Genomic DNA, 12,762 nt, shown 5'->3' with positions numbered 1-12,762 from the left:
GTTGTGATGATCTCTCGTGTCATGTCGGCGGAGCTCGCTGAGCACGCCGGGCAACGAGTGACGATCGCCGGCTGGGTCCATCGCCGCCGGCAACTGAAGTCCGTGTCCTTCCTCGTCGTCAGAGACCGCACCGGCCTCGCCCAGGCGGTGACCGCGCGCGACCTGCCGGGCGAGGAGAGCGTCGTCGAGGTCACCGGCACCGTGACGGCCAGCCCGCAGGCCCCCGGAGGGTTCGAGCTGGTCGCGCCGGAGATCGAGGTGCTGGCGGAGCCGTGCGCGGCGCCGCCGTTCGACCTCTACCGGCCGGAGCCGGGCGCGACGCTCCCGACGATCCTCGACCACGCGCCCGTCGCGCTGCGGCACCCCCGCCTCAGGGCGCCGCTGGAGATCGCGGCCGCGAGCGTGGCCGGGTTCCGCGAGACGCTCGACGGGCTCGGCTTCACCGAGATCCACACCCCGAAGATCGTCGGCTCGGCCACCGAGTCCGGCGCGAACGTCTTCGGCATCGACTACTTCGGCCGGCCCGCCTACCTGGCGCAGTCGCCGCAGTTCTACAAGCAGGCGATGGTCGGGGTGTTCGAGCGGGTCTACGAGGTCGGGCCCGTCTTCCGCGCCGAGCCGCACGACACCGTACGCCACCTGGCCCAGTACACCAGCCTCGACGCCGAGCTCGGCTTCGTCCGCGACCACCGCGACGTGATGGCGGTGCTGCGCGAGGCGGTGGCGGGCATGCTGGAGTCGGTACGCCGCCGCGCCGCCTCCGCGGCCGCCCTGCTCGGCGCCACGCTGCCCGAGGTGCCCGCCGAGATCCCGGCCGTCCACTTCACCGACGCCCAGCGGCTGACGTCCTCCGAGGAGCCCGACCTGTCACCCGCGCAGGAACGCCGGCTGTCGGAGTGGGCGCTGCGCGAACACGGGTCGGAGTTCCTCTTCGTCACCGGCTACCCGATGGCCAAACGGCCCTTCTACACCCACCCCGACCCCGCCAGGCCGGGCTACTCCAACGGGTTCGACCTGCTGTTCCGAGGGCTGGAGCTGGTCACGGGCGGGCAGCGGCTGCACGCGTACGCGGACTACGTCGCCGCGCTGGCCGCCCGGGGTGAGGGGACGGAGGCGTACGAAGGGTATCTGCAGGCCTTCAAACACGGGATGCCGCCGCACGGCGGGTTCGCGCTGGGGCTTGAACGGTGGACGGCGCGGCTGACAGGCGCCGCCAACATACGCCAGACCACCGCCTTCCCCCGCGACCTGCACCGCCTCTCCCCGTAGCCCGCCCGCCGCCATCGCCCGCCGTCCATCGCCCGGGCCCCTCAGCGGGCCCGGGCGATGGACGGCATGAGCAGCGCGACGCCCGCGCCGAGCACGCAGATGAACGCCGTGACCAGGAACATCTCGGTGTACTCGACGTGCAGCGCCGCCTGCACCTTCGCGGTGTAGTCGGCCAACCGCCGCTGGTAGGTCGCGGCGTCCACGCCGAACGGGAGCGGCGTGTCCAGGTGGGCGGTCAGCGACTGGAACCGGTAGAAACCCCACGCCGACACGGCCGCGATGCCGATCAGCATGCCCATCATCCTGGCCACCACGACCGCCGCCGAGGCGACGCCGTGCCGGGCCGCCGGGCTCACCCGCAACACCGCCGACGACACCGGCGCGATCACCAGCCCCAGGCCCAGCCCGGCGACGACCAGGTGGAGGTCCATCAGCAGGCCCGCGCTCTCCAGGTCGAGCGGCCAGCGGCTCATCAGCCAGTAGCCGGCCGCCGCCAGCACCATGCCCGCCACCGCCACGGCCCGGTCGCCCGTTCTGCGCGCCAGGAGCCCGCCGAGCAGCGCGCCCACCGTCAGCGCGGCCAGGAACCTGGCCAGGATCAGTGACGCCCCCAACGCGTCGGCGCCGAGCAGCGTCTGGGCGGTGAACTGGACGAACACCATGGTCACCAGCAGCGCGGCCCCGGCCAGGAAACTCACCGCGAGGGTGGCGAGCAGCGGGCCCTTGCGGGTGCCGGACAGGTCGAGCAGGCGGACGGGGGAGCGGATCTCCCACCAGACGAAGATCACGGCCGCCAGCGTGCCGGCGGCGATCACGGGCAGGCCCCACGGGGGGAGCACGGCCTTGGCGGGGTCGGGGTTGTACAGGCCGATCACCAGCAGCCCGAGCGCCAGCGCCAGCAGCCCGCCGCCGACGACATCCACCCGCCCAGCAGCGCCCGCGGCGGCGAATCGCCTCCGTGGGGTGCCGGTGGGGGCGTCGCCCGCTTCTGCTCGCGCGGGCGTCGATCCCCCTGCGGTCGGGTCCGCGGGAGCGTCGCCTGCTTCGGTCGCCTGCGGGGGGAGCGACCGCCCTGCGGCCGTGCCCGCGCGGAGCCGTCCCGCATCCGTGGCGTCCGCGGGGACGGTGGCCGTCCGGGCGGAGCGTACGGGGCCGCCGGGGACCGTGAGGTGCACGGCGACGGCCGCGAGGGCGGCGAGGGGAAGGTTGATCCAGAAGATGGCGTGCCAGCCCCCCAGCTCCACCCCCGCCACCACGGTGCTGGGGACCAACGCCAGCACCCCGCCGTACAGCGGCCCGAGCGCGCTGCCCAGCTCCTGGGCCGCACCCACCGCCCCCAAGGCCACGGGCCGCTCGTGCTCGTCCCACAGGTCACCGATGAGCGCCATCGTGATCGGCAGCAGCGCCCCGCCCGCCACCCCTTGGACGGCGCGCCCGGCCACCACCATGACCTCTCCGGCCGCCAGCGCCGTCAGCACCGAGCCGAGGGCGAACGCCGCCAGGCACGCGTGGATCAGCGGCCGCCGGCCGTAGCGGTCGGAGAGCTGGCCGAGCAGCGGCATCGCGGCGACGTAGCCCAGCAGGAAACCCGTCACGATCGGCGTGGCCCGCTCCAGGTGGTTCAGCGGGATGCCGACGTCCTCGGCGATGTCGATCAGGACCGTCACCACGACGTACGCGTCGAGCGCGGCCAGCAGCACCACCGCGCCGCCCGCGCCGAGCACGACCCGGCGGGCGCGCCTCATTTCGCGGCGGGCGGGGTGATCGTGACCGGCGCGTCGTAGTCGCTGAACGACACCGTCACCGTGCCGCCCTGCAACGGCAGGCTGGCCCTGGTGAGCCGGCTGGAACCCTGGTCGAGCCAGACCTTGCCGGTGACGCCCTGCGTGACGCCGGGAACGATCTGGCCGACGACCTGCCCCGGGAACGTCGTGGCGACGCGGTAGGCGCCGTCCTCCACGCCTTCGACCTTCGGATCCGTGGCCGAGGCGAGCAACTGGGCGATGCCCTTGGTCGGCTCGAGAATCACCGAAGGGTCGTAGAACTGCGCCAGCTGCTGCCGGGTCATCTTCTGGAAGCCACCCGTCGGGCCCTTGAAGTGCACGGTCTCCCCGACCAGGGCGAAGCTGACCTCCTGCAGGGTGCCCAGCACGGCAAGCGTGATCGTGCCGTCGGCGTCTCCGGCGGCGGTGAGCCTGCCGTCGGCCTTCTTGACCGGCACCTTCGGCTCGCCCTCGGTCGCGATCGAGAAGGTGGCCGACTTGACGGCTTTCATGGCCTCGGAGGCCTTCTTCATCAGCTCGGGCCCCGCGGGCAACTCGCCGGCGTCACCGCCGGACGAGCACGCCGCCGCCAGCGCCAGCATGGCCACGATCAGTAGCTTTCTGAGCATGAGCGGATCGTAGCGAGCGGTACGGAGGTCCGCGCACCCTCGCCGATATCGGTTGGGTGTCAGCGCAGCTTCTTCAGCTGCTCCACGATCGGCGCGTAGGCCGCCTCGATCGTTTCGAGCTGGTCGTCGGTGAGCCGGTCGACGAAGTGCTCGCGCACGCTGGCCACGTGGAACGGCGCCACCCGCTGGATCGTCTCCCACCCCTCGTCGGTCAGCACCGCGAACGTGCCCCGGCGGTCGTCGTGACAGTCTTCCCTGGTGACCAGGCCCTTGGCCTCCATGCGGGAGATCTGGTGCGACAGCCGGCTGCGTGACTGGATCGTCGCGTCGGCCAGGTCGCTCATGCGCATGCGCCGCCCGGGGCTCTCGGAGAGGTTGACCAGGATCTCGTAGTCGTTGACCGTAAGCGAGAACTCCTGGAGCTCGCGGTCGAGCCGGTGCATGAGCAGCCTGTGCAGCGCCAGGTGCGTGCGCCAGGCACGCTGTTCGGCGGGAGAAAGCCAGCGAGGCGCGCTCATGATCCCCAATCTAGCGCACGTAAAGTCGTACTTCATGAAAGGGGGAGAGCCTGCGCACCGTGCTCGTGGCGGCCGCGGCCAACCTCGCCATCGCTCTGGCGAAACTCGTCGCGGGCCTGGTGGGCGGGGGGTTCTCCATCGCGAAGGGCCTGCACGAGATCGGTCACGGCGAGGACCTGTCGAACCTCACCCCGGCGCACATCGTGCTGGCGGCCTCGTTCGTGTTCGAGGGCATCTCGTTCGCGCGGGGGCTCTCATCGGCCAGGCCGCGACCCAGTGGACCGCTCAGCTGAACGCCATGACGATCGCGACGCCGACGACGTGCATCAGCACGACGGCGACGATCAGCGACACGAACACGAACTTGGCCGGTCCGTGCTCGAAGGTCTTGCCCTCTTCGAGCGGCTTACGCTGCGCCATGCGGTCGGCGATGCGCTCCTCAAGAGGCTTCCGGTAGAACATGCGTCCAGTCTATTCGGGGAGGGGCGCCCTCCTCGCGGGGGCGTCGGTGATGACCGCCACCCTGATGTCCGGCCCGACGCTCCACTCCAGCAGATGCCGGCCCGACAGATCGTCCTCGCAGGCCCGCAGCTTGTCCATGGTCAGCTCGCCGCGCTTGATCAGCGCCTCCTTCCGCGTCCAGTGCCTGATCAGCTCGTCGTTGCCGGTGACCAGCGAGCGCTCGCGCGGGTTGAGCACCCGGTCGGCCAGCAACGTGTCCAGCGGCCCCGGCGGCACGTGCTCGGCGTCCACGCCGACCTTGCCCGGCCCGGCGGCCGCGCACACGTAACCGCGGGTGTGGCTGAAGCTGACCCCCAGCTCCGGGGCCTGCTCGATGGAGGGCCTGCCGTGCCCTGGGCCGTGCAGATGGCAGTGTTGCAGCAGCGTCAGCTCGCGCGGCTCGACGCCGAGCACGGCGGCGGCGCAGACGCGTACGAGGAGGTGCGCGGCGACGAAGCAGTCACGGTCAGCCTCGAACCTGAACCGCGCCGCCCGCTCGCGTTCCACCTCGGTCAGCCAGTCATCGGGGGCTCGCACCTCGTCGGGGCGGCCGCCCATCGCCAAAGGGCCGATCGTCAGTCCTTCTTCTTCTCGTCGCCGTCGAGGGTGTACTGGTCCTCCGAGGACGCGCCGAGCACGGTCACGTCGTGGATCTTCCAGGTGCCCTTCTCCTTCACAAGAGAGATCTTAAGGTGCGAGTCCTTGACCGAGCGGATCGCTTCCGAGGTGTTCACCTGCTGATCGACGACCACGATGGCGTGCGCGGTGGCCTCGTCCACGTCGGCGAGGTAGACCTCCCGCACCGTGGCCTGCGAGGTCGCCTTGAGCTTGACGATGACCTGCGCCATCGCGCCGCCGAACGCCGCGTCATAGGTGCTCAGGAAGTCGCCCGTGGCCTGGGCGGCCAGGGCCGAGCGGGTGGTCTGCAGGTCCTGGTAGTCGTAGCTGAGCAGAGCCTTGCTGAACGCGCCCGCGGCTCCCGACACCTCCAGGCGCAGCGCCCGCTCGGCCTCGAGCGCGGCGCGGGCGTCGCGGGCCTGGGCGGCGGAGATGCCTTGCAGGACGGCCGTGGCGGCGATCGCGGCCACCACCATGGCCGCCAGCGTCCACCACACGCGGGCCCTGGAGAGGCGCCCGGCCACGGCGACGTCCCGCCGCCCGCCGTCTGCCGCCTGCTCCTGCTCCTGCTCCTGAGCATCAGGCTCGCCGTCTGCGGCTTCCGCGGTGCCCCGCCGGGCGGGCTCGCCATCCGCCGCGGTCACGGCCTCGGACGGCGCGGTCCCGGCTGCTGCGGTTTCGGGCGGCGCGGTTTCGGATGGTGGAGTCTCGGGTGGCGTGGTCTCGGACAGCGCGGTCTCGGGTGGCGTGGTCTCGGGTGGCGTGGTCTCGGACAGCGCGGTCTCGGGTGGCGCGGCCTCGGGTGGTGCGGTCTTGGCCGGGGTGGTGCTCGGAGGCGGGGCGTCGGCGAGTGGGGTCTCCGGACGGGCCTCGTCGGTGCGGAGGGCTGCGGAGAGGTCCTGCTCGGTGGTCATCGTGACTCCTCACGGCGGGCGGCCCGACCTGCCGCGATCCAGCCCGCCATGCCGCCGAAGGCCACTACGGCGAGGAAGATCGCGGCGATCAGGGGGGCGGTGCTCGGCGGGTCAGGGGACGTGACGCCGGTGGCGGCCACGTCACTGGACGATGGTGCGGGCTGCGGGCTCCTGCCCGGCCTGACGGTGTCCCCGGCGCCCGGCCGTCCGGAGGCAGCCGGCCGTCCGGCGCTGTCCGGTCGTGGGGTGCCGCCGGGCCGTGCGGAGGCGTCCGGCCGTCCGGTGCTGTCCGGCCGAGCCGAGCCGTCCGGTCGTGCGGCGGCGTCCAGGCGATCTCGCTCGGACCGGTCGCGGCCGGAGCGGGCGCCGTCCCCGGAGGTGTCGGAGACGGGCGCTCGGTCCGGGCAGGCACGCAGCTTCGGCACGGTGGGCGGCCCGGCCGCCCGCGCGTACTCCTCGGCGGGCTCCGGCCCGCCAGGGACGCTGAAGATGAACGACGCCCGGCCGTACACGGTGTCGCCGCGCCGGTCGCTGATGTCGTCGGCCAGGCTCAAGGCGGTCGGCATGCTGCTCAGCAGGTGGTGCACGTTGCGTTCGGTCTCGGGGGAGAAGACCGGCTTGTGCGGCAGCCCCGCCGCGGTCAGCAGGCACGAGAACCCCGGCCTCGACCGCCGGACGGCCTCGTCGAGCTGCCCGAACACGCCCGGCCCCCGGTCCAGGAAGGTGTTCAGGTCGGCGCGGGAGGCGCGCAGGGCGGCCGTCACCGTGCTGAGATCGGTGATGCCGGAGGCCAGCTCGCCCCGCTTGCCGGCCAGCGTGTGGGTGAGCCGGGTGAGCTGCACCGCCAGCTCGTCGAGCACCTCGGTGTTGTCGGCGAGGGTGCCGGTCAGAGTGTGGGCGTCGTCGATGATGCGCCTGATGGCCGGCGCCCGGCCGTCGAGGGCGACGGCCAGCTCGTGGGTGATCGCCTTGGCGTCCTCGGGCGGCACCGCGTTGAGCAGCTTGCCGACGCCCTCGAACAACTTCTTGTAGTCGAGCGGCACCGACGTCCTGGCCAGCGTGATCGTGTCACCGGCCGCGAGCGGCGGGCCGCCAGCCCCGGTGGCGGGCGGCGAGAGCTCCACGTACGGCTCCCCGATGGCGGACCTGCGCCGCACCTCGGCCGAGACGCCCTTCGGCAGCCGGACCTCCCGGTCGATGTCGAGACCGACGACGATCTTGCCGGGCGCCAGCCGCACGTCGCCGATCTTGCCGACCCGGACGCCCAGGTAGGCCACGTCGAAGCCGCGGACGAGACCGGGCGACGAGACGAACTCGGCCGACACCCGGTACGGCCGCTCGATGGCGTCGAGCCGGATGATCGTGCTGAACGCCCACACCGTCATGACGACGCCCAGAACGACGAAGAACCCCAGGTTCAGGTAGATCCGCCGGCTCATCGCGGCGGCTCCAGGAGCAGGCGGAAGTCCTCGATCCTGTTCGGCAGCGCCGGCCGGTCGGCGTCGCGCCGCTGGGGCAGCAGCACACCCTTGAGCCACAGATAGATCAGCACCTGCCCGTTCACCGTGATCGGCGGGGCGTCGATGAACGTCTGCAGCTCGGCCACCAGCGCCTTCAGGTCCTCCCCGCCGCGCTGCATCGCCGAGGAGATGGCCGCCAGCTCCCGCAGCAGCGTGCGCAACCGAGCGGCGTGCCGCGGATAGACGGTGAGGTTGGCCTCCTTGGCCAGTTTGGTCAGCGCGACGATGGTCTTCTTCACGTGCTCGCGCCCGTGCGCGATGCGCGTGGTGGCCGAGGCGAGGGTGCCCGGCAGCCGGTCCAGCTCGGTGCTGCCCCTGGCGAGGTCGTCGCCGAGTTCGGCCAGGGCGTCGATGCTGGTGCCCAGGTCGCGGCGGGCGGCGGCGTAGGCGTCGGTGACCTCGGCCGTCTGCCTGATCAGCTTGTTGACGTCGTCGCCCTGCCCGGCGAACGCGGTCGAGGCCGCGTCCAGGATGGCGTTCACGTCCTGCGCGCCGAGCGCCTCGATAAGCGGCCCGGCCTTGGCGGTGACCTGCTCGATGTCCGGCTCGACCGAGGTGTCGGCGATGGTGGCGCCGCTCCTCAGGTACGGCCCCGTGGCGAGGTCCTTGCCCTTGGGCGGGGCGAGCAGCACGTAGTTCTCGCCCAGCACGGACGTCTTGGCCACGGTGGCCGTGCTGCCCTCCGGCAGCCGGTGCTCCGACGTGATCGACATGGTCACCCTGGCCCGGTAGCCCTGCAGCCGGATGCCGGTGACGGTACCCACCCGTACGTCGGAGATCTGCACGCTGTGCCCCGCCACCAGGCTCTGCACGTCGTCGAAGACGGCGTGCAGGGTCAGGTCGCCGGTGGTCGCGCCGAGCGTCCGCAGCGAGCACGACGACGTCGTGAGCGACAACACGAGCAGCCCGGCCAGCGCGGCGGCCCTCATCGCGGCCTCCTCTGGTAGGGGCAGTTGCTCAGCCCGGCGGGCAGGCACGGCACGTCGCCCAGGTTCAGCGAGTCGAACAGCGGCGTCAGCCAGGCTCTGGTCAGCGCGTTGAGCACGACGCGGATCTTCAGCACGTGCTGTTTCCTGTCCCACGAGTCGATGATCACGTCGGCGAAGTCGGCCGCGCCCTTGACGGCCTGCGCCGCGGACGCGCTGTTGGCCCTGACCGTGAGGACCAGCTCGGCCAGGGTGCTCGCGGCCTGCGGGAGCCGTTGCGCGTACTGCTCGATGATCACGTCGCCGCGGCGGACGAAGCCGGCCATGCTTGAGACGAACCCGCGCAGCCGGCGCCGCTCCTCCGCCAGGATCGCGCTCGCCTCGGCGAAGGAGTCGATCGCGCCCGTCACCTGGCGTTCCCGCTTGTTGAGGCCGGCGGCCAGCCGGTTCAGCCCCTTGGCCAGAGCGACGAGCTGCTGGTCCTGCTCGGCCAGGACGCCGGTGAGCTTGGAGGTGTCGGAGACGGCGTCGCCGATGGTCCTGCCGCGTCCCCTCACCCCGTCGGCCAGGTCGCCGGCCACGTCGCCGAGTTTCTCGTCGTCGAGCGCGTCGGTCAGCTTGGTGAACGCGTCGAGCGCGTCGTCGATCTCCACCGGCAGTTCGGTGCGCTTCAGCGGGATCGTCGTCCCCGGCTGGATGCGCCGGTCGCCGGGCTTCCAGGGGGGATAGAGCACGACGTTGCGTTCGCCGAGCGTGTTCTGCGGCGCGACCACGGCCTTGACGTCCGCGGGGAGCGGTACGTGGCGGTCGACGCGGAGGGAGACCCGTACGCGGTCGCCCTCGATGCGGATGTCGTCGACGTACCCGGCGTCGAGCCCCATCACCTTCACCCGCGCCTCCTCGTAGAGGGAGGGCGCCTTGCTGAAGATCGCCTCCAGCCGGTACGGCTCCGCGCCCAGCACGGAACAGCCCGACGCCAGCAGCGCCCAGGCCAGCAGCGCCGTGACCAGCCGGGTCATCGGGCGGCCCTCCTGTCCTTGGCGATGGCGGCGAGCACCTCGGGGTTGATGGGGCCGAGGCCCGTGGCGATGGCCTCGAGCCACGGGCCCTGGCCGCCCATCGTGGACAGGCCGGAGAACGTCGGGCCCGCCCACGCCAGCAGGGAGTTGAGCTGCTTGTTGTCGTCGCCGAGCCTGGTGGTGATCGCCGCGTTGTCGTCGAGGACCCGCACGAGGCTCTTCTCGTGCCGCTCGATCAGGCGTGTCGTGCTGCGTACCAGGTCGCTGCCGTCGCCGAGCAGCGTGCGCAGCTCGGCGCGGCGGTGGCGCAGCTCGGCCAGCATGACCTCGATGGCGTCGACGAGCCGGGCGAGCTGCTCGTCCTTCCTCTCGATGACCTTCATGATCCTGGTGCCGTTGTCGAGCAGCCGCCGCAGTTGCGGCTCGCTCTTGCTGATGGTGTCCGACAGGTCGCCGACGTTCTCCAGCAGCCGGGTGACGCGGCCGCGCTTGAACGTGTCGATCTTGCCGAGCTCGGTGAGCAGCTCGTCCACGGCGTCGGTGTCGAGCCGCTCGACGAGCCGGGTCGCGTCGTTGATGGCGTCGTTGATCAGGGTGGGCACGCCGGTCCGCGTCACGGGGACGCGCCGCTGGGCCTCGGGCAGCTGGTCGAGGTACGGGGGCGAGACAGGGCCCGTGAGCTTGACGTAGCGGCCGCCGAGCAGGTTGGACAGCGCGATGTCGGCGCGGGTGCCGCGGCCGAGGCGGACGTCGCTGTCGACCTTCCAGGTGACGACCACGTGCCCGCGCGTGTAGTCGGGGCGCACCTCGGTGACCTTGCCGACGCGCACGCCCGCCACCCGTACGTCGTTGCCGGTGCGCACGCCGCCGGAGTCCACGAAGATCCCGGACATGTGGTAGCCGCTCTCCAGCAGCCCCAGGTTGCCGACCAGGAAGGTCGCGACGAGCAGCGTGGCGAGCGTGGCCACCGACACCAGGCCGACGGCGATCTTGTTGCGGTCGCGGAAGGACTTGAGCGCCATCAGTCGCCCACCAGCAGCTTCCGGAGGTCCTTGGTGCTCTGCACCCGGGTGTTGCGCAGCGGCGGCGGCTTCTTCATCGGGTAGGGGCAGGGCGCGGGCCCCAGCGCCACGCATGGGACCGCGGTGATGAAGTAGTGGCCGCGGTCGACGGTGGAGCGGGCGCGGGTGAACAGCGGCGGGAAGGTGCGGACCGTCCTGCCGATGGCGTCCACGTTCCTCCTGATGCCGCCGGTCAGGCCGGACAGGTTGTCGACCAGGGCGCCGAGCTCGTCGGCGTTCTTGCCGAGCACCTCGTTGGAGGTGCGCACGGTCGCCGACAGCTCCACCAGCGCGTCGTCGATGAGCTCGCGGTTGTCGGCGAACGCCTCCGTCAGCGTGACGAGGTTGTCGACGAGCTGCTCGAGCTGCTTGTCACGCCTGGCGACCACGCCGGTGACGGTGGCGTAGTCCCGCAGGAGCTGCTCGATGGTCTTCTTGCGCGCGTTGACCGTGGTGGTGATGGCGTTGACGTTGTCGAGCAGCCTCGGGATGTTCCTGTCGTTGCCCTTGAGCGACGTGGCGGCGGCGGTGAGCAGCTGGTTGATCTGGTCGGGGTCGAGGCTCCGGGTGAGCGGGCCGAGGTCGCTGACCAGCTCGCCGATGTCCACGAGCGAGGAGGTACGCGCGATGCGCGACCCGGGCGGCAACATGCCGGGCGCGGTGCCGGGCAGCAGGTAGATCACCCGCTGGCCGATGGCGTTGCGCCAGCGGACGGCGGCCTCGGTGTCGGCGGGCACCCTGACCGCGTCCCGTACCTCCATGGTCACCTCGGCCCGGCCGTCGACCACCCGGATGGTGTCCACCTGGCCGACGGGCGCGCCGGCGATCTTGACCTGGTCGCCTTCCACCAGCCCTGACACGTCGTCGAAGGTGGCGACGAGCCGGTAGCCGCCGCCCGTGCTCACCCGCGCGATCTGCACGCTGATCACCACGATCAGCGCCACGGTCAGGCCGACGAAGAGCACGAACTTGACGAACGTCCACCAGCGGCGGGTGCGCTCCATCAGCGCCTCCCGTCGGTGGGGCCGCAGACGCCGACGATCAGCTCGCAGACGTCGGTCGCGACGAACGCCTCCACCTGGAGCTGACGGGTGCCGCCCGGGCCCGGCGCCTCGATCAGCTCGTTGAGCAGGTCGACCAGCCGGTTCAGGCCGCGAACGCCGTCACCGGCCAGCCCGAGCTGGGCGTAGATGAGCGCGGCGACCCGCTCGCCGGACTGCACGCCGGCCCGCAGGTTGCGCCGGTGCTCGGCCAGCCCGTGCGCGGTCTGGCCGCTGACCGAGGTGACCTCCTGCAGCAGCGCGCGCACCTTGCCGGCCCGCTCCAGCAGATCGGGGGTGATCACGTTCACGTCGGACGCGATCCCGACGATCTCGTCGCCCTTGTCCGACAGCGTGGTGCCGAGCAGGGCGCCGTCGCGCAGGAACCGCCTGGCCCGGTCCCGGTGCCGGTGCGCGACGCCGACGAGGTCGCCGGCGTCGCCGATCAGCTCGCGCAGGTGCTCGCCCTTCCCGTCGAGTCCCTTCGCCAGGGTGTGCACGATGACCGTGACCTCGCGAGGGTCGACGGCGTCCAGGCCGCGGTAGGCGGCGCCGAGCGTGTCCGACAGGTCGAGCGGCCCCTCGGTGTCGGTGATGACCGCGCCGCCGCTCAGGTAGGGGCCGGTGGTCTCGCCGGATCCGGGCTTGAGGTTGACGTACTTGGGGCCGAACACCGACGTCGGCTCGACGGAGGCGACCGTGGACGCGGGCACCCTGACGCCGGGCTCGACGTGCATGGTCACCACGGCGTCGCCCTTGGCGTCCAGCGCCACGCTCGTCACGTCGCCGACCGTGATGCCGCGGATCTTGACGGGGGAGTTGGTGTCCAGGCCCTGCCCGGCCCGGGCGAACACGGCGTCGATCCTGGTGCCGCTGATCTCGGTGGCGGTGCGTACGACGTACAGCGTGGCCGCGGCGAGCACCACGAGGACGGCGAGCGCGACGCCGGCCCGGGCGGGGAGGGAGAGTTCGGATCGGCTCACC

The 12,762-nt window shown here is 72.0% G+C and carries 14 protein-coding genes; 2 read left to right on the top strand and 12 right to left on the bottom strand.

The genetic code is table 11. The annotated features are described in order from the left end of the window. Positions 1-6 precede the first annotated feature (6 nt). The gene (aspS, locus tag ABGB01_RS05100; RefSeq protein ID WP_347770776.1) at positions 7-1,269 is read left to right on the top strand and encodes an aspartate--tRNA(Asn) ligase; all 1,263 of its coding nucleotides are present in this window, start codon (positions 7-9) and stop codon (positions 1,267-1,269) included. 41 nt (positions 1,270-1,310) lie between these two features. On the opposite strand, the gene ABGB01_RS05095 is transcribed toward aspS, so the two are convergent. Genes ABGB01_RS05095 through ABGB01_RS05085 form a run of 3 tightly spaced genes read right to left on the bottom strand, consistent with a single transcriptional unit; the run spans position 1,311 to position 4,179 of the window. After that, positions 1,311-3,014, bottom strand: coding sequence for an MFS transporter (locus ABGB01_RS05095; RefSeq protein ID WP_347770775.1), 1,704 nt, complete (start codon positions 3,012-3,014; stop codon positions 1,311-1,313). Next, on the bottom strand, positions 3,011-3,661 hold the full coding sequence (locus ABGB01_RS05090) for an LppX_LprAFG lipoprotein (protein ID WP_347770774.1): 651 nt from the start codon (positions 3,659-3,661) through the stop codon (positions 3,011-3,013). Before ABGB01_RS05090 ends, ABGB01_RS05095 begins: the two co-directional genes overlap by 4 nt. A 59-nt stretch (positions 3,662-3,720) precedes the next feature. After that, on the bottom strand, positions 3,721-4,179 hold the full coding sequence (locus ABGB01_RS05085; RefSeq protein ID WP_347621430.1) for a MarR family transcriptional regulator: 459 nt from the start codon (positions 4,177-4,179) through the stop codon (positions 3,721-3,723). Positions 4,180-4,238: 59 nt separating this feature from the next. On the opposite strand from ABGB01_RS05085, the gene ABGB01_RS05080 reads away from it, so the two are divergent. Further along, positions 4,239-4,472: a hypothetical protein gene (locus tag ABGB01_RS05080; protein ID WP_347770771.1), complete on the top strand. Its 234-nt coding sequence runs from the start codon at positions 4,239-4,241 to the stop codon at positions 4,470-4,472. Here the strand turns inward: ABGB01_RS05080 and ABGB01_RS05075 are convergent. From ABGB01_RS05075 to ABGB01_RS05035, 9 genes are read right to left on the bottom strand one after another with little or no spacing between them, the layout of a single operon-like run. Next, positions 4,465-4,641 carry a hypothetical protein gene (locus tag ABGB01_RS05075; protein ID WP_165974486.1) on the bottom strand — a complete coding sequence of 59 codons (177 nt, stop codon included), beginning with the start codon at positions 4,639-4,641 and terminating at the stop codon, positions 4,465-4,467. The two genes, ABGB01_RS05080 and ABGB01_RS05075, sit on opposite strands and share 8 nt — an antisense overlap. 9 nt (positions 4,642-4,650) lie before the next feature. Continuing rightward, the gene (locus ABGB01_RS05070) at positions 4,651-5,238 is read right to left on the bottom strand and encodes a 4'-phosphopantetheinyl transferase superfamily protein (RefSeq protein WP_347771252.1); all 588 of its coding nucleotides are present in this window, start codon (positions 5,236-5,238) and stop codon (positions 4,651-4,653) included. Positions 5,239-5,255: 17 nt separating this feature from the next. Then, complete coding sequence (locus ABGB01_RS05065) at positions 5,256-6,212, bottom strand: hypothetical protein (protein ID WP_347770769.1); 957 nt, start codon at positions 6,210-6,212, stop codon at positions 5,256-5,258. Further along, complete coding sequence (locus ABGB01_RS05060) at positions 6,209-7,651, bottom strand: MCE family protein (protein WP_347770767.1); 1,443 nt, start codon at positions 7,649-7,651, stop codon at positions 6,209-6,211. The genes ABGB01_RS05065 and ABGB01_RS05060 overlap by 4 nt, the downstream gene beginning before the upstream one ends. Then, positions 7,648-8,661 (bottom strand): MCE family protein, encoded by a 1,014-nt coding sequence (locus tag ABGB01_RS05055; RefSeq protein ID WP_347770765.1) that lies wholly within the window; start codon positions 8,659-8,661, stop codon positions 7,648-7,650. Before ABGB01_RS05055 ends, ABGB01_RS05060 begins: the two co-directional genes overlap by 4 nt. After that, on the bottom strand, positions 8,658-9,677 hold the full coding sequence (locus ABGB01_RS05050; protein WP_347770763.1) for an MCE family protein: 1,020 nt from the start codon (positions 9,675-9,677) through the stop codon (positions 8,658-8,660). Before ABGB01_RS05050 ends, ABGB01_RS05055 begins: the two co-directional genes overlap by 4 nt. Further along, positions 9,674-10,699 (bottom strand): MlaD family protein, encoded by a 1,026-nt coding sequence (locus ABGB01_RS05045; protein ID WP_347770761.1) that lies wholly within the window; start codon positions 10,697-10,699, stop codon positions 9,674-9,676. Before ABGB01_RS05045 ends, ABGB01_RS05050 begins: the two co-directional genes overlap by 4 nt. After that, positions 10,699-11,742, bottom strand: coding sequence for an MlaD family protein (locus tag ABGB01_RS05040; protein WP_347770759.1), 1,044 nt, complete (start codon positions 11,740-11,742; stop codon positions 10,699-10,701). The genes ABGB01_RS05045 and ABGB01_RS05040 overlap by 1 nt, the downstream gene beginning before the upstream one ends. Continuing rightward, complete coding sequence (locus tag ABGB01_RS05035) at positions 11,742-12,761, bottom strand: MlaD family protein (RefSeq protein WP_347770757.1); 1,020 nt, start codon at positions 12,759-12,761, stop codon at positions 11,742-11,744. Before ABGB01_RS05035 ends, ABGB01_RS05040 begins: the two co-directional genes overlap by 1 nt. Between the last annotated feature and the right edge of the window lies 1 nt (position 12,762).

The organism is Nonomuraea sp. B5E05, assembly GCF_039880665.1.
GTDB lineage: Bacteria > Actinomycetota > Actinomycetes > Streptosporangiales > Streptosporangiaceae > Nonomuraea.
Note: the sequence above shows the minus strand (reverse complement) of the source record. Positions and strands in the feature narration are given on the sequence as shown.